Raw genomic sequence first — 16,235 nt, 5'->3', positions numbered from 1 at the left:
GAATTTACATGAGTGATGTTTTAAGTGAACTGCAAGGGCGTGTGTTCTTCATAACTTTAAATCGAATTGATAAATACAATGCATTCGATGAATTGCTGTTGGAAGAATTGCAAAAGCTCCTGGATGAGGCAAAGCATAACCACGAAGTCCGCGTCATTGTGTTAAAAGCAAACGGCAAACATTTTTCTGCAGGAGCGGATCTTAATTGGATGCAGCGCATGGCAGGTTTCAGTGAGGCTGAAAATTTGGCCGATGCGACTATTTTGGCGCGGTTGATGTTTACTTTAAATCAAAGCCCTAAACCCACTATAGCCATGGTGCAAGGTTCTGCTTTTGGCGGCGGCGCAGGCTTGATTGCTGCCTGTGACATCGGCATAGCAGCAGATACTGCCCGGTTTTGCTTTTCTGAAGTCAAGCTTGGATTAATTCCTGCGGTCATAAGCCCTTATGTCATCAACGCCATTGGAGCACGCGCTGCCGCCTGGTTATTTATGAGCGCGGAAATGTTTGATGCCAAGCAAGCACTGCGGCTTAATTTGATACAACATTGCGTTCCAGAAAGCGAGCTTTATGCTTATACGCTAGATTATGCTCAAAAGCTTGCGGAATTGGCTCCGCTTGCAGTTCAGGCAGCGAAGGCATTGGTTGCCGAGGTGGCTGATGAATCCATCAATGAACAATTGCTGCACAAAACAGCAGCCCTCATTGCTAAAAAGCGCGTTTCTGCAGAAGGACAACGCGGCTTGCAAGCTTTTCTTAATAAAGAGACGCCCGTTTGGGATTAGTCAAAAGGTTCATTATAAACAGGAAAAGAATTTCATGTTTAAAAAAATTCTAATAGCCAACCGTGGCGAAATAGCCTGCCGCATCATTAAAACTGCGCGGAATATGGGAATTGAAACGGTAGCCGTTTACTCTACTGCAGACAAAAACAGCCTGCATGTTACTTTGGCTGATGAAGCCTTTTGTATAGGAGAACCCGCAGCCATTGCGAGTTACCTGAATATCGAGGCAATCATTGCGGTGGCCACACAGGCAAAAGTAGAAGCTATCCATCCTGGATATGGCTTTCTGTCGGAAAATTCCGATTTTGTACGAGCCTGTAATAAAGCCGGGATCATTTTCATAGGTCCTGGTGAACAAGCGATGGAAGCTATGGGCTCAAAACAGCTTGCCAAACAAATGCTCGAGAATACCGCAGTTCCCCTAACACCCGGCTATCATGGGACGAGGCAAGACGACGAATATTTATTAGCTGAAGCCAAACGTCTGGGGTTTCCTGTGTTGCTTAAAGCCGCTGCAGGTGGTGGCGGCAAAGGCATGCGCGCTGTGTTTGATGAAACAAATTTTTTTGATGCCCTAGCAGGGGCGCGCCGGGAAGCAACAGCCGGTTTTGCAGACGATACCATGCTCATTGAAAAATTAATCCGCAATCCACGGCATGTAGAAATACAAATTATGGCGGACAATCATGGGAACATTGTGCATCTTTTTGAACGCGACTGTTCAATGCAGCGCCGCCATCAGAAAATCATTGAGGAAGCCCCTGCCCCGAATTTGTCAGAAGCTCTGCGCCAAGGTTTGGCCAATGCTGCCATTACGGTTGCCCGTACCATCGATTATCGCGGTGCCGGTACCGTGGAATTTTTGGTAGAAAATAATGAATGTTTTTATTTCATGGAAATGAATACCCGCCTGCAGGTAGAGCATCCTGTTACCGAACTTATAACCGGACTTGACCTGGTGGAATGGCAGCTACGCATCGCTGCCAATGAGCCTTTACCTTGCCGCCAGGAAGAAATCAACTTGCAGGGTCACGCCATTGAATGCCGTATTTATGCCGAAGATCCTGCACATGGTTTTTTACCCTCCATTGGGCAAATACGTTTGTTGAAAGAGCCTTCTTCGCCAGGGATACGCATCGATAGCGGGGTCATTGCCGGCTCTATGATTACGCGTTATTACGATCCAATGATTGCCAAGCTGATTGCCTGTGGAGATAACCGCCATGAAGCTTTACAACGTTTACAACAAGCTCTGCAGCATTATCACATCGGTGGTGTAAAAACCAATATTGCCTTTTTACAAGCAATTACCAAGCATCGGCAATTTACCGAAGCCATGCTAAGCACTGATTTTCTGGAGCGGGAAACGATTGAACTTCCTCTAGGCGATAACAGGTTGGCAATATATCTGGCAGCCAGTGTCGATTATTTGCGCATTGTCCCTACGGACAAAACTGGCTTACAAGCAGACACCTTTGCCTGGCAAATGCATTTACCAAGCGAGTGGCGCTGGCGCTATCGGATCCAGGACGAGCTTTATGAAGTAACCATTTCCCCCAAAAGTCTGGAACAATTTGTGCTTAAGTTAAATAATAAAACCACCCGTGAGCTCCAGGCAAGCTGGTGCAATGGGCAATTGCGCTTAAGCGATGGCAAGGAAACCTGGATGGTGTGGCTGGAAGAGCTAGCCCCGCAAATGATTTTTTATTTGGAAACCGGGCCCATTACGGTGGATCGCTTTAACTGGGACACAGCCAGCGCTGATACAAGCCACAGCAAAGCCCAGTTGACTGCTCCCATGCCCGGCACCATAGTAGCGATTTTAAAAAATAAAGGTGATAAAATTAAGGCTGGGGAGCGTTTAATTGTGCTGGAAGCCATGAAGATGGAACATACCATTCAAGCTCCTGCAGACGGGCGAGTGGTTGAAATATTTTATGACATTGGTGCTCAAGTTAACGAAGGGGCAGAATTGGTGGCGATGGAAGCCTTGGATTAAAGCAAAACCGCATGCCTTGGCTAACCGGCAGTTAACTGTCAAATTCGCTTTACATAAGGGATTGCCATGAATTACCCACAGCAAGTGACGATTATTGAAGTTGGACCACGCGATGGCCTGCAAAATGAAACGGTATTCGTTCCTACCCCCATTAAAATCGAGTTGATCAATGCATTAAGCCAAAGCGGTTTGCAGCACATTGAAATCACCAGTTTCGTTTCCGCAAAAGCCATCCCCCAACTTGCCGATCACGAAGCGGTAGCCTTGGGCATTGAGAAAAAACCCGGGGTGCATTTTTCAGCTTTGGTACCGAATGAACAGGGAATGCAGAAAGCCTTGGAAGCAGGAGTGCAAGAGATAGCTATTTTTACTGCCGCCAGTGAAACCTTTAATCAACGCAACATCAATTGCTCCATTTCAGAAAGTATCGAACGGTTTACTCCTGTCATGGCATTAGCAAGACACCATCATATCCGCGTGAGAGCTTATATCTCGTGTGTTTTAGGTTGTCCCTATGAGGGAGAAATTACTCCACGGCAGGTATTGGCGGTTACCGAACAATTATTATTGCTGGGCGTGGATGAAATTAGCTTCGGCGATACCATAGGTGTCGGCACGCCAAGGCAAACCAAAAATCTTATTGATGCGCTTGAAAGCAATATGCCATTTTCAAAAATAGCCATGCATTTTCATGACACCTACGGGCAAGCCATAGCAAATGTTTATACTGCCCTGCAGTGTGGTATTCACCGCTTCGACAGCTCAGTTGCAGGCCTTGGCGGCTGCCCTTATGCGCGCGGGGCAACAGGCAACGTCGCCACGGAAGATGTGCTTTATCTCATGCACGGATTAGGGATTGAAACTGGGGTGGATATTTTTAAAATCGCAGTCATCGGCGATATGATTTGTAAAAAAATGGGCAAGAAAAATCAATCTAAAGTGGCGAATGCTTTACTTGCAAACCCCGGATAATTCAAGTAAATTTCGCAATTCGGATGATTTGATCTGAAAAATACCAATTCTGCAAAACCATCACACAGGTAGTACCTCTATGTCGCACATAAGTGTTAATGTTATTGGCATAATGATTGACGCAGATGAAAAAAATTTCAGACTATGTGAAATAGAAAAAAGATTTAAAAATACTAAACTCAATCATGCCTCCGGTGACTTGGACGTGAATAGCTCTGATGGCTTTAGCATGGTTCAGGGCCTTGACAATATCATTAAATTTCTCTCATCCATCGAACCAGCAAATCCGAGTGTCACCACTACCAAACTCATCTTAATTTATGATCCATTATGCCCTAATAGGGAAGAGCTTCTTAAGAAAATGCTTTCAGAAATTAAGAAGTATAGAGCCTTTGCTTCCTGGACTTTAATGACTATAGGGGAGGAACAATCCCCATTAAAAGCAGCAGAGGAAGCTGATGAAATCAGGAAGATTTCCGTTGCAGGCTATCCGGAATCCTGGTTACAGGGACTCTTAAAAAAAGAAGCGCATGCAATGGAGTTCTCACTGAAACTGGAAGAAAAAAAAGCCGACTTCCTTATGCAATTAGACATCATTAGGGCAAAAGCTGCTGATTTACGCAAAAATAATTACCTACCTGCGGCCGAAGCAGCTCAGCGTCTCCATACTAACTTAACCGAGATTTCGAAAATTTATTTCGCCAATCCTACTGAGCATGGCTATGTCAAATTTAAAGAAAATGCAGAGCAAGAAATCGACAAGGCACATCAAGAGCTCGATAAACACCGGCAAGTATGGAAGCCGATATTAGCCAATATTGCACTCGCAATCCTAGGATTTGGTGTCCTATATTTTGTTGCCGTTTTAATCAACAGAAATTTCTTTTTCAATAAAACAGATTCTTCTAAAAAATTAGATGGTTTAAGCGCAGTGCTTGACACCAATATCTATCAAATGGGTTAAGCCATCACCGTACGGTTTGTCTAAAGCGCAAACAATTTAACTGATAATTTTGGAAAATTAGCTTCGCAACTGCATGGAGGAATTATGGATCAATTCTTCCCAGTGTTTAAACAATGTTTTTAACGGCAAGACTTTAGTTTGTTTATAAGCTTCCATCAAGGCTGGTTCTTTTTTGTTTGCAACAACTTCCTGGTGCGCTACCATGGCTTCCAGCATATAGGAAGCCGACTTCATGGTCGCTGGGTCAATTTTTTGTCGAGTAAATGGGTCTTTGAACTTCCCTTCTTCTATCATGTGTTCGACAGATTGGCGATTATAGACGCGATGATTGATTTCCACCGGATCATGCAATAATTCTGCAGTTATTGGGTCGAGAAATTCTTCCGGCAAATCTTCGCCCAATTCTTTGGCAACTTCCTGCGCTTTTGCAACAAGGCTTGGCTCTTGAGTTGGAATATGCGAAAACGGCTTAACTGCATGGATAGGCTGATATACATTCTCGATACGCTCTCTTTGAATATAAGTCTCCAAGCCACCACAATGGAAGGTGGCACTTACCAAAGAACGCGTGAAGTGTAGTGGACGATTGCTGATTTCAAAACGATTATTCAAGACCATTTCCAGCACCAAGTACCGAGATAAACGTCTCGACAATTCATCCGTATGCTCTGCGGCATGATGATAATTAGTGAAATAAGACGTCAGTGGCATCCGTTTTTGCGCTTCGTAATGCTTGATTTGTTTGTAAAAAGCAAATAAGTCATCGTGCAGCGAACAAAACGGATTAAAACTGATGCGAAGCGGCAATTCAATTACAACAAACAACATGGCTGCCTTCTTGGTTAAATAAATTAATTCTTTTTCTCCTGAAAGTGTAGCAAAAATCACCTTAAGAATTGATTAAGAATTCAACAAAAAATTAATTTTTTTTACCATAAAATTATGTGGATTATGGGTGTGAAAATTAATTTAAGAAATATATACTTAAGTAATTTTTTCCTAAGGATAAGAAACGATGTCTGCACTGCAGTTAAAAGTAGGTTTAGTGCAAGAACGCTGGCATGAAAATCCTCAAGTGCACCGTGACAAGCTGGCTACGGGAATTTTTTCAGCAGCCAAACAAGGAGCAAAACTCGTTTGCCTGCAGGAATTAACCCTATCCCCCTATTTTTGCACGCGCCCTGATGTTGACAGCACCCCTTATTGCGAGGAGCTGCATTCAGGTCCAACCGCTCAATTTGTAAGCCAGTGCGCAAGAGAAGCCAAAGTTTGGATCACCGCTTCATTATTTGAAAAAGCTGGTTATAACACTGCAGTCGCATTCGATGATTGCGGACAACTGGTTGCCTATACCCGTAAACAACACATCCCAAGCGGCGAAAAATACCACGAAAATTATTATTTCAAGCCAGGTGATTCAAATTATCCTGTGCATACTCTTGCTCAACACAAGGTGGCCCTGCCCACTTGCTATGATCAGTGGTTTCCCGAACTTTCAAGGATCTATGGCTTAAAAGGGGCAGAAATTTTAATATACCCAACAGCTATTGGGGCTGAGCCAACTGCTCCAGGCTTTGACAGTCAACCCATGTGGCAAAAAGTCATGGTTGCCCAGGGCATTATGGCCAATGCATTTATCATCGCTGTAAATCGCATTGGCTGTGAAGATGGCTTGGAATTTTATGGCAGCAGTTTTATCAGCACCCCTATGGGAGAAATTTTAGCCCAAGCGCCGCGCCATGAAGCCGCAGTACTGGTAGCCGAATTAGATTTTTCCAAGCGAGATTTATGGGGGCGTTTATTTCCTTTCCCACTGCAGCGCCAGCCCGCGACATACCATCACTTGGTTATCCCTTCACCCTGACGCCAATGGAGCGTGTCATGAATCACAATGCTGTTTCCGATGAAAATTTATATAACATCAATACTTGGGGTGAAGGCTATTTTAATATTAATGCAAAAGGTAATATTGAAATATGTAAACATTCTTCCCAGGCGGGCGTAGAGTTACTTTCAATTGTTCACGCCGCTAAACGCGCAGGTTTGCACCTTCCTTTATTGATCCGCTTTACCGATATTCTGCATGATCGGGTGAAAAAGTTATACGAGGCATTTAACTTGGCTATCCGGGAAACTAATTACCAGGGAACTTACCAATTGGTTTATCCCATTAAAGTGAACCAAGAATATTGTGTAGTGCGTGAATTATTAAAAGCCCCACAATACCCTGTAGGACTTGAAGCTGGCAGCAAACCTGAATTAATGGCTGTCCTGGGCTTGCTGGGCGAGCAACCCTCTACCATCGTTTGTAATGGCTATAAGGATAGATGTTATATTCGTGCAGCCTTGATTGCCCAGCAAATGGGGCATCAAGTATTCATCGTGATCGAAAAGCCTTCTGAAATTGAGATTATTTTGCAGGAAGCAAAGCAATTGCAAATAAAACCAAACATTGGGGTACGTATTCGCTTGCTTACCCAAGGAGCTGGCAAGTGGGAAAATACCGGCGGTTTAAAATCGAAATTTGGCTTGCATGCTGAGCAAGTACTTGCCTTAATAAACTACTTGGAATCTCGTGGTGTGTTGGATTGTTTACAACTCATGCACTGCCATCTGGGTTCACAAATCGCCAATATTCATGATATCCGCAATTGTATGCAGGAAGTGGCACGTTATTATATTGAATTGCGCCGTCTTAACACGCCCATAAATACCATTGATGTGGGGGGTGGGCTTAGTGTAGATTATGAAGGCACGCGCTCTAATGCGGGTTGTTCCATGAATTACAGCCTGGAGGAATATGCAACCAATATCCTTTTGGCTGTACGCGATTTATGTCAAGAAGCTGGTATGCCCGAACCCAATATCATTTCCGAATCGGGCCGCGCTTTGACCGCTCACCATGCCGTTCTGATTACCAATATAACCGGTATTGAAACCGTTGGGGCAATTTCTATTTTACCAACGGTTAAACCCCATGAGTCACGTGTGCTCCACGGCATTTGGGATGCTTACCATCGAATTAATAAAAACTCACCCACGGAAACATACCATTATGCGGAGCATGCGTTTAAAGAAGCAAATTCCTTATTCAAGCATGGGGTCATCAGTCTTACGGAGAAAGCAAAAGTTGAGCAATTGTATCATGCAATTTGCGTAGAAATTCGGCAGGAATTAGATGAAAATAACCCAGGGGACAAAGAGCTGTTGGAAATAATAAATCAGCGTTTGGCAACCAAGGTATTTTGCAATCTTTCTTTTTTTCAATCTTTACCCGATGCTTGGGCGATAGGGCAAATATTCCCGGTGGCGCCTATTTCCCATTTGAGGCAAGAACTAACAATGCACAGCATCTTACAAGATTTGACTTGTGATTCTGATGGCACATTGAAACAATATACCGGGCAAAGTTGCATTAATTCTACCCTAATGCTGCCAGCCTATGATGCACAAAACCCTTATGCCTTGGGATTTTTCCTGGTAGGTGCCTATCAGGAAATTCTGGGAAATTTACATAACCTCTTCGGAGATACCAATTCTTTGGATGTAAAATTATTAGAAGATGGCCGTTTTGAAATTAATGATTTGGTTAGCGGCGACACAGTCGCGAATGTATTGACTTATGCACATTTCGACACTAAAAAATTGCTACAATCCTATGAAAAACAATTGGTTAATAATGAATTACCCGAAGAAAAAATCCAGCAATACTTAAATGAACTTCGCAGTATATTCCCACAGCTGACTTATTTAAATGGAAATTCATATATCGAGAATCAGCACCCAGCCTAATTCTCATGGTAAGTGTTTTTAAGAAAGGGTTATTTATGACACCAAGACAAGCAGGCTTTTTTATGCCTCCCGAATGGTACCCGCATGAGGCATGCTGGATGGCATGGCCTTGCCATCAGGAAACATGGGCAAACATAGGGATGGAAGCAGCACGCATGGCTTATGCGAAAGTAGCCAAAGCAATTGCGCAATTTGAACCAGTCAATATGCTGGTTAATCCAACAGACATGGATTCTGCGCGCCGTTTATGTGGCCATGAATCCATTCGGTTGCTGGCACTGCCCATCAATGATTCCTGGACCAGAGATACAGGCCCAACCTTTTTGCTAAATGCACAAGGCGAATTGGCCGGCATCGATTGGATACACAATGCTTGGGGAGGCAATTACTCCGAATACGAACTTGACAATAAAATTGCTGAACACGTGATTCATCAGGTACAAGCGCGATACTTCCATGCGCCTTTGGTTATGGAAGGTGGTTCTTTTCACGTAGATGGAGAGGGAACTGTACTCACCAGCCGCGAGTGTTTGCTGAATTTAAACCGTAATCCCCATTTATCCCAAAGCCAAATCGAGCATTATTTATACGAATATGTGGGGGCAGATAAAATAATCTGGTTAAATAAAGGCCTTTTAGGGGATGAAACTGATGGCCACATCGATGAAATAGCTTGCTTTGTCGCTCCGGGAAAAGCGCTGGCTTTAATTACCCACGATAAGGATGATCCTAATTTTACAACCTTGCAGGAAAATCTTGAAATTTTAAATACCACAACGGATGCAAAAGGCCGTCCCCTGCAAGTCTTTACCATTGAACAACCGCCAGCCACTTACCTTGATGGTGAGCGTTTGACCTTGTCCTACATAAACTTTTACTTGGCGAATAAAGGCATCATTATGCCCGCTTTTGGATATGATGCTTATGATAAAGCAGCTTACACATTGTTTACCGAACTCTTCCCACAGCATAAAATCATGCAATTGGCAGCGCGGGATGTATTCGCAGGCGGCGGCGGCATTCATTGCATTACACAACAACAGCCGCACCGGATGGCTAATCCAGATGAATAAGGATAAAGGATGGAAAGCAAAGTATGGGGACCCAGGAACCCAGAAAACAGCAGGATGTGGCAATTCATGCAATTTGCCGGCAAAAAATATCAAAAAGAATTCCGCAGTTACGAAGCCCTATATGCTTGGTCGGTAGAAAACTGCGAGCAATTCTGGCCCACTTTGCAAGAATTTTTTGGTATACAATTTGCTACGCCTGCCGCGCGAATTCTTAATGATTATCAGCACATGATTGACGCACGCTGGTTTAGCGGCGCAAGCCTTAATTTTACCCGGCAATTATTGTCCCGCAACGATGAACACCCTGCTATCATCAGCATCGATGAACAGGGCAGCCGCCAATGCCTTAGTTATGCAGAATTAAAGCAGCAAGTAGCTTTTTGTGCGGCCGGCTTGCAGGCATTAGGGATCGGTCAAGGCGATCGCGTCGCTGCGGTTCTACCCAATGTTGCCTATACAATCATTGCCTTTTTAGCCACAGCTTCCCTTGGAGCCATCTGGTCATCTTGTTCGCCTGATTTTGGTACTAATGCCATCCTTGACCGCTTAGGACAAATAGAACCTAAAGTTTTATTTATCAGCAACGGCCATCAATACCATGGAAAAACCCACAGCGATCTGGATAAGATTAAGCTAAAAGATACTATTCCAAGCATTGAACATGTGGTTGTTTGTCCGGTATTAAATGCAGTGGAGTCCATACCCTCTTCCACTAAGACCATGGTTTGGGAAGAATTTTTACAGCCTGCAAATCATCTTGAGTTTGTATCCGTTCCTTTTGACCACCCTTTATACATTCTTTTCTCTTCCGGCACCACCGGCAAACCAAAATGCATTGTACATGGCACCGGCGGCGTGCTTTTACAACATGTTAAAGAATTAGGATTACATACCGACATCAACACCCATGATAATTTATTTTTTTATACTACCTGCGGCTGGATGATGTGGAACTGGATGGTGTCCGTACTTGCTTTAGGTGCTACCTTAACGCTCTATGAAGGCTCACCCACCTTTCCCACAGCCAATCGTTTATTTCAATTAATTGATGATGAACACATCACGGTATTTGGCACCAGTGCCAAATTTATTTCCAGCATCGAAAAAGCAGAAGTTAAACCCCGTCTTGCGTGTTCACTGGCAAGCTTGCGCTGTATTCTTTCGACAGGATCGCCCTTGCTGCCTAAAAATTATGATTTCGTCTCCATGCATGTAAAGCCTGGCGTGCAGTTGAGTTCGATTTCAGGCGGGACTGATATTGTTTCTTGCTTTGCCCTGGGAAATCCCCTGCTGCCGGTTTATCGTGGCGAGTTGCAGTGCATTGGTTTAGGTATGAGTGTGAATGTATTCGATGAGGCAGGGCAACCGGTGCGCGAAGCGCGCGGCGAACTGGTTTGTACGAAACCATTTCCCTCCATGCCTGTTTGCTTTTGGAACGATGCAGATAAAAAGATGTATCGTCGCGCTTATTTCGAACGCTTCCCCGGTATTTGGGCGCATGGTGATTTTGCCGAAATCACAAAACACCACGGACTTATCATTTATGGGCGTTCCGATACGGTATTAAATCCTGGCGGCGTACGCATAGGGACTGCAGAAATTTACCGACAAGTGGAAAAAATTCCTGAAGTATTGGATAGTCTCGTCATAGGCCAGGATTGGCAAGATGACGTTCGCATCATCCTTTTCGTGAAATTAAAGGCGGGCATGACTTTGGATGAACATCTTAAGCAAACCATTGGTCAAACCATCCGTAATAATGCATCGCCAAGACATGTCCCAGCCAAAATTCTGCAAGTTACAGACATCCCGCGGACCATTAATGGCAAAATTGTAGAACTGGCGGTACGTCAAATCATCCATGGGCAAGCAATTAATAATTTGCAATCGATTGCAAATCCCGAAGCTTTGGATGATTTTAAAGACAGGGAAGAATTATTGTTCTGACATTAGATATGCTGCATCCTGCTCCCATGCATGGTGTTGATAACTTAACCTGCAGGAAAAAACAAGGATGCAAGCGCTCAGGACCTATCATTATTACTTTTGTTTATGAAATTTTGCGGTATAATCTCAATGCGCCGATTTGAACTCTCAGCTTGCGGGCGCTCAACGAACTGTTGAAAATCGGCTAAAGCGGGCATCCAGCATTTACCCCCTTCAGTCTCCCGCCTGCTGCATTAGCTTGGAATAAAATGATAGAATTATCTGCTTTATCAAAATCCTACGCAGGCCATAAGGTCTTGCATGACATTGATTTATTCATTCAGGAAAATGAAATTTTTGGCATCATCGGCAAAAGCGGTGCCGGAAAATCAACGTTATTGCGCTGCCTTAACTTGCTGGAGCGTCCTGATTGCGGGCAAGTCATTATCGATGGAGAAAATTTAATTGAGTTAAATAGCGACGGACTCCGGCGCGCGCGCCATAAAATGGCGATGATTTTTCAACAATTCAATTTGCTCAATTCGAAAACCGTATACGACAATATTGCTTTACCCATGCGCATTCAAGGCTTATCGGAAGACAAGATAAAAATAAAAATCGATGAACTTCTACCTTTGGTGGAATTAACCAACAAAGTACAAGCCTATCCAAGCCAGTTGAGCGGAGGGCAAAAACAACGCGTAGCAATCGCTCGGGCTCTTAGCTGTTCCCCTAAGATTCTCCTTTGCGACGAAGCAACCTCGGCGCTTGATCCTGAAACAACCGATGCCATCTTGGCCCTCTTGAAAAAAATTAACCGCCTTTATGGGATTACCATCGTTCTCATTACACATGAAATGGATGTGGTGAAACGCATTTGTCATCGCCTGGCGGTAATGGAAGCGGGTAAAATCATTGAAACCACAGCCATTGCCGATGTTTTTAAACAAAAAAACAGCATCGCACGCACCATGCTTTATAAGGAATTGAGCCCGGAATTACCGATCTGCCTTAGCAGTCACTTAACCGAGGTAGCCAATCATAAGCCTTTGGTGCGTTTATTTTTTGAAGGCGAAGGAGCAACCGTTCCTTTCATCAGCCAAACCAGCCGCGAATTGCATCTGGATATTAATATTTTACTCGCGAATATTGACCGCTATGATACAGTCACTTGCGGTGTACTCATCGCAGAATTATCAGCGGATGCAACATTGCTGCAAACATTCAGCAAACGTTGTGAACAATTTGGCCTAACTGTGGAGGTTTTAGGGTATGTCGCCGACCATGCTTTATGATTTTTTAACTGCCACAGGCGAAACGATTTACATGGTTGCACTCAGCACTCTGTTGGCTGTGCTATTGGGTTTACCATTAGGTACTTTGTTGTTTACTGCGGAAAAAATAAAACCTAATCCCTGGATTAGCCGTTTAATTGCAGGAGTTATTAACATTAGCCGCTCCATCCCCTTCATCATTTTGCTGGTGGCGCTCATTCCTTTTACCCGTTTACTTGTAGGGACTTCCATAGGCTTACACGCTGCCATAGTTCCTCTAACTTTGGGCGCCACGCCTTTTTTTGCGCGGTTGGTGGATAATATATATCAAAGTTTGCCTGCAGGTTTAATTGAGACCGGCCATGCCATGGGTGCCAGTACCCTGCAAATGATTCGCTTCATCTTGTTGCCCGAAGCAATTCCTGCCTTGATTCATGCAACGACAGTAACGGCGATTACCTTGGTCAATTATTCAGCCATGGCGGGCACAGTAGGTGGCGGTGGTCTAGGGGATTTAGCCATCCGCTATGGTTATCAACGCTTTGATGTGATGGTCATGCTGGCAACCGTTGCGATTTTAGTTGTCTTGGTGCAACTGTTGCAAATGGGAGGCGATCGTTTGGCTCGCCGTTTCTCTCATCATTAAGAGGCTGCAATTACTTACTAGGAGATGTACATGCGCATTGTTTGTGTTTTTTCTTTGTTGCTGGCATTGGTTGCCTGCAGTAAACCCTCACCCAATACGTTAACCATCGGAACGATTTCCGGACCTGAGACTGAGCTGGTCGAAGTAGCACAAGAAGTAGGCAAAAACCGCTACGATTTAAATATAAAAATCATTGAATTTAATGATTATAATTTGCCAAACGAAGCCTTACAGGATGGCAGTTTAGATGCCAATGTCTATCAACATCTCCCCTACCTGCAAGCAGCCAGTAAAGCGCACGGCTATCATCTTAAAGTGATTGGAAAAACGTTTATTTACCCCACGGGGATTTATTCTAAAAAGTTCAAATCATTGGCAGAATTGCCAGAGCACGCCTTAATCGCCTTGCCCAATGATCCTAGCAATGAAGCGCGCGCCCTTTTGCTATTGCAAAAAGCAGGATTGATTACTTTACATGAAAAACAAAATGCTACCATCCAGGATATTGCTGCGAACCCCAAAAGATTGCGTTTTAAAGAATTAGATGCCGCGCAGCTTCCCCGCGTCTTACCTGATGTGGACGCAGCCATCATTAACACAACATTTGCCATTCCGGCAGGGCTTAGTCCAAAACAGGACGCCCTTTTTATTGAAAATAAAGATTCACCCTACGCAAACCTCATTGTAGTCCGCAGTAACAGCACGAAAAACCCGCAATTGGAATTATTTGTTAAAGCCTTAAATTCCCCGGAAGTGGAGAAAAAAGCGCAGGAATTGTTCGGCGACGCTGCTATACCAGCCTGGAAATAGCATAAAGCCTGCGGACTTTGCCGTTCCTAAGGCTGCCCCTCGCGGGGCAGCTTTGAGGAATTGTTTGCAAATGAAGCTGATGCTTTTGCATGCTTCAAGTCCGACTAAAAAGATACGTTGTAAGATGTAGTAACGGGTTTTTAAAAGCTCCAATGCAAGCATTGTAAAAAATTTACTCGATATGTTTTAAACACAATCCCTTAATTATTGCTTAATGATTTTAATGTTATACTTTAGTTAGTCGTAATCATTAGGTACGTATTATGCTTCCAATCATTCTTGGCGCTGGTGCCTTTGTTCTTGGGTATGCTGGTAAAGAAGCCGCTACACGTTTGTTTAATTCCGGTGTGGCATCTTTGAAAGAAAAAATAGCAGGCCCCCCTCCAGGATTAACCCCTGAAGATGAGAAAAAATACCTTAAAGAATACGCCGACAGCATGGATATAGGCGAAAATCCAATTAACAAGGAAGCCTTCAATAATTACGCACAAAACCGCATCAAGGATTTTTCAGGTTTTTCAATGCTTAAAACTGAAGACGGCAAAACCTTCGAGGAAAGACTGAAACAAGCTCCTAATGCAGAAGCAGAGGCCGAAGAAGATTCTGCTGAAGCTATAGCAGGATTTAAACAGTCTTTGCAGGAAGCATTAAAATTTGATGAAAAAACCACACAAGCCCAGGAAAAGTTTAATCAAGAATTGGAATCCATTAATCAATTTATTATGGATCCTGACAGTGCCTATAATCCCGATGGCCTGGTTTCTTATCTGCATACAGTTAAAAACGATGCACGCAGGGCTATTGAAAATGAAATGCAAGCCCAGGTCGATAAACTAAGCAAACAATTTGATTCAGAGGAATTTCGCACGCAATTAACTACGAGTTTGAAAATAAACGAGAGCGAGATTCCGCAAATTAAGGAACAAATGCTCAGTGCTTTGCAAGATTCCAATAAAAAACAATTGGAAAAATTCGATGAGGAAATGAAAAAACCAATTGATGACTTGCACATTGCAGCGCAAAAAAGACGCGATGAAATTACTTTTATAGCTGCCCTTTACGATAAAAATAAGATTATGCAAAAAGAAATTGATCGCATAATTGAAGAGAAAAGGAAAAAAGGTACGCCAGAAGAAGAACAAGGCATCACCATTGCAGTAGACGGCGATAAAAAATCTGCCTTGCTAAAAGGTATTAAACTAACTGATCTTAAAACTTTCCAGACAGTAACAGGACTACCCATCCAAAAACAAGATGATGGCTTTGCCATACAATTGCCAAACCGCATCATAAGCCCGTTTTACTATGGTGGTTGGAATAGCAAATCCCAAGCCGATATGGTATCGCTTGTGCAAGCCGCCAAAATTTCCGGGTATAATGTAAAATGGGTCATTTCTCATAAAGAAGAAAAACATGCCATTGAATTGGCACAACGTATGTATGCTGCGTGCCGTGAAGCGGGCACCGACCCAAAGCAAATGAAAGTAAACGGAAAGGATATGAGCATCGATGAAATTTTCAAGAATTCACCCTCTAAGCTGCAAGCCATCCAATCCAAAGCTGAAACTTATGCCAAGGCCCGGCATGAAATCAGCGAAAGCGTGGATCCTAAACTTAAATGTCAGGAATTTAAAAAATCGTTCGAAGAATATAAGACAAAACAAGCGGCACAACAAATTTCCGAGGAGCAACCTCCCGCTCCGACTATCTAATAAAGAGCAAGGACGCTTTAGGCTCTGTTTCTCAAGCATGAATTCTGGTATGTTATCGATGGGTGGAAACCCGTACCAGGATAATAGGCTGCACAAGGAGAACAAGCCATGTCTGCTCCCTCTTTTGATGAATATGAAACAAGCTTTGATAAACTCATTGATTCTGATGAAAACCCTACCAGCTTAACAACAAAAGGACAAAGGCGAAGACGCATCGAAGAACTTGAAGACCATAAACGTTTGCTTAAAGAAATAGAAGAAGATTTTTAATCCTATTATTAG

The 16,235-nt window shown here is 43.5% G+C and carries 14 protein-coding genes; 13 read left to right on the top strand and 1 reads right to left on the bottom strand.

What is annotated here, in order from left to right:
• Window positions 1-8 precede the first annotated feature (8 nt).
• The 4 genes from NKV53_RS07635 (at window position 9) to NKV53_RS07620 (ending at window position 4,720) form a co-directional block, all read left to right on the top strand.
• The gene (locus NKV53_RS07635) at window positions 9-785 is read left to right on the top strand and encodes an enoyl-CoA hydratase-related protein (RefSeq protein WP_126952995.1); all 777 of its coding nucleotides are present in this window, start codon (window positions 9-11) and stop codon (window positions 783-785) included.
• A 34-nt stretch (window positions 786-819) separates the two neighbouring features.
• Entirely contained in the window at window positions 820-2,784 is a 1,965-nt protein-coding gene (locus NKV53_RS07630; RefSeq protein WP_127032416.1) for an acetyl-CoA carboxylase biotin carboxylase subunit, read from the top strand.
• Window positions 2,785-2,850: 66 nt separating this feature from the next.
• The gene (locus NKV53_RS07625; RefSeq protein ID WP_126952993.1) at window positions 2,851-3,756 is read left to right on the top strand and encodes a hydroxymethylglutaryl-CoA lyase; all 906 of its coding nucleotides are present in this window, start codon (window positions 2,851-2,853) and stop codon (window positions 3,754-3,756) included.
• A gap of 112 nt (window positions 3,757-3,868) precedes the next feature.
• Window positions 3,869-4,720, top strand: coding sequence for a hypothetical protein (locus tag NKV53_RS07620; protein WP_148110499.1), 852 nt, complete (start codon window positions 3,869-3,871; stop codon window positions 4,718-4,720).
• Between the two features lie 57 nt (window positions 4,721-4,777).
• Here NKV53_RS07620 and NKV53_RS07615 read toward each other — a convergent pair whose 3' ends face one another.
• The gene (locus NKV53_RS07615; protein WP_148110498.1) at window positions 4,778-5,608 is read right to left on the bottom strand and encodes a U-box domain-containing protein; all 831 of its coding nucleotides are present in this window, start codon (window positions 5,606-5,608) and stop codon (window positions 4,778-4,780) included.
• A gap of 127 nt (window positions 5,609-5,735) precedes the next feature.
• Here NKV53_RS07615 and NKV53_RS07610 point away from each other — a divergent pair, with 127 nt between their 5' ends.
• From NKV53_RS07610 to NKV53_RS07570, 9 genes are all read left to right on the top strand, one after another.
• Entirely contained in the window at window positions 5,736-6,584 is an 849-nt protein-coding gene (locus NKV53_RS07610) for a nitrilase-related carbon-nitrogen hydrolase (protein ID WP_126952990.1), read from the top strand.
• 17 nt (window positions 6,585-6,601) lie between these two features.
• Complete coding sequence (gene speA, locus NKV53_RS07605) at window positions 6,602-8,512, top strand: biosynthetic arginine decarboxylase (protein ID WP_126952989.1); 1,911 nt, start codon at window positions 6,602-6,604, stop codon at window positions 8,510-8,512.
• A 35-nt stretch (window positions 8,513-8,547) separates the two neighbouring features.
• On the top strand, window positions 8,548-9,585 hold the full coding sequence (locus NKV53_RS07600; RefSeq protein ID WP_126952988.1) for an agmatine/peptidylarginine deiminase: 1,038 nt from the start codon (window positions 8,548-8,550) through the stop codon (window positions 9,583-9,585).
• A 9-nt stretch (window positions 9,586-9,594) separates the two neighbouring features.
• Window positions 9,595-11,532 carry an acetoacetate--CoA ligase gene (locus tag NKV53_RS07595; RefSeq protein WP_126952987.1) on the top strand — a complete coding sequence of 646 codons (1,938 nt, stop codon included), beginning with the start codon at window positions 9,595-9,597 and terminating at the stop codon, window positions 11,530-11,532.
• A 248-nt stretch (window positions 11,533-11,780) separates the two neighbouring features.
• A complete protein-coding gene (locus NKV53_RS07590; RefSeq protein WP_126952986.1) occupies window positions 11,781-12,806 on the top strand; it encodes an ATP-binding cassette domain-containing protein in 1,026 nt (341 codons plus the stop codon).
• Entirely contained in the window at window positions 12,784-13,431 is a 648-nt protein-coding gene (locus NKV53_RS07585) for a methionine ABC transporter permease (RefSeq protein ID WP_126952985.1), read from the top strand. Before NKV53_RS07590 ends, NKV53_RS07585 begins: the two co-directional genes overlap by 23 nt.
• A gap of 30 nt (window positions 13,432-13,461) precedes the next feature.
• On the top strand, window positions 13,462-14,241 hold the full coding sequence (locus tag NKV53_RS07580) for a MetQ/NlpA family ABC transporter substrate-binding protein (protein ID WP_126952984.1): 780 nt from the start codon (window positions 13,462-13,464) through the stop codon (window positions 14,239-14,241).
• Between the two features lie 263 nt (window positions 14,242-14,504).
• Window positions 14,505-15,953 carry a hypothetical protein gene (locus tag NKV53_RS07575; protein WP_126952983.1) on the top strand — a complete coding sequence of 483 codons (1,449 nt, stop codon included), beginning with the start codon at window positions 14,505-14,507 and terminating at the stop codon, window positions 15,951-15,953.
• Window positions 15,954-16,061: 108 nt separating this feature from the next.
• Window positions 16,062-16,223 (top strand): PA3496 family putative envelope integrity protein, encoded by a 162-nt coding sequence (locus NKV53_RS07570; RefSeq protein ID WP_158614947.1) that lies wholly within the window; start codon window positions 16,062-16,064, stop codon window positions 16,221-16,223.
• Window positions 16,224-16,235 lie beyond the last annotated feature (12 nt).

Origin of the sequence: Legionella sp. 27cVA30 (assembly GCF_024160945.1) — a bacterium.
Taxonomy (GTDB): domain Bacteria; phylum Pseudomonadota; class Gammaproteobacteria; order Legionellales; family Legionellaceae; genus Legionella_A; species Legionella_A septentrionalis.
This window is presented reverse-complemented; position numbering and strand designations above follow the sequence as displayed.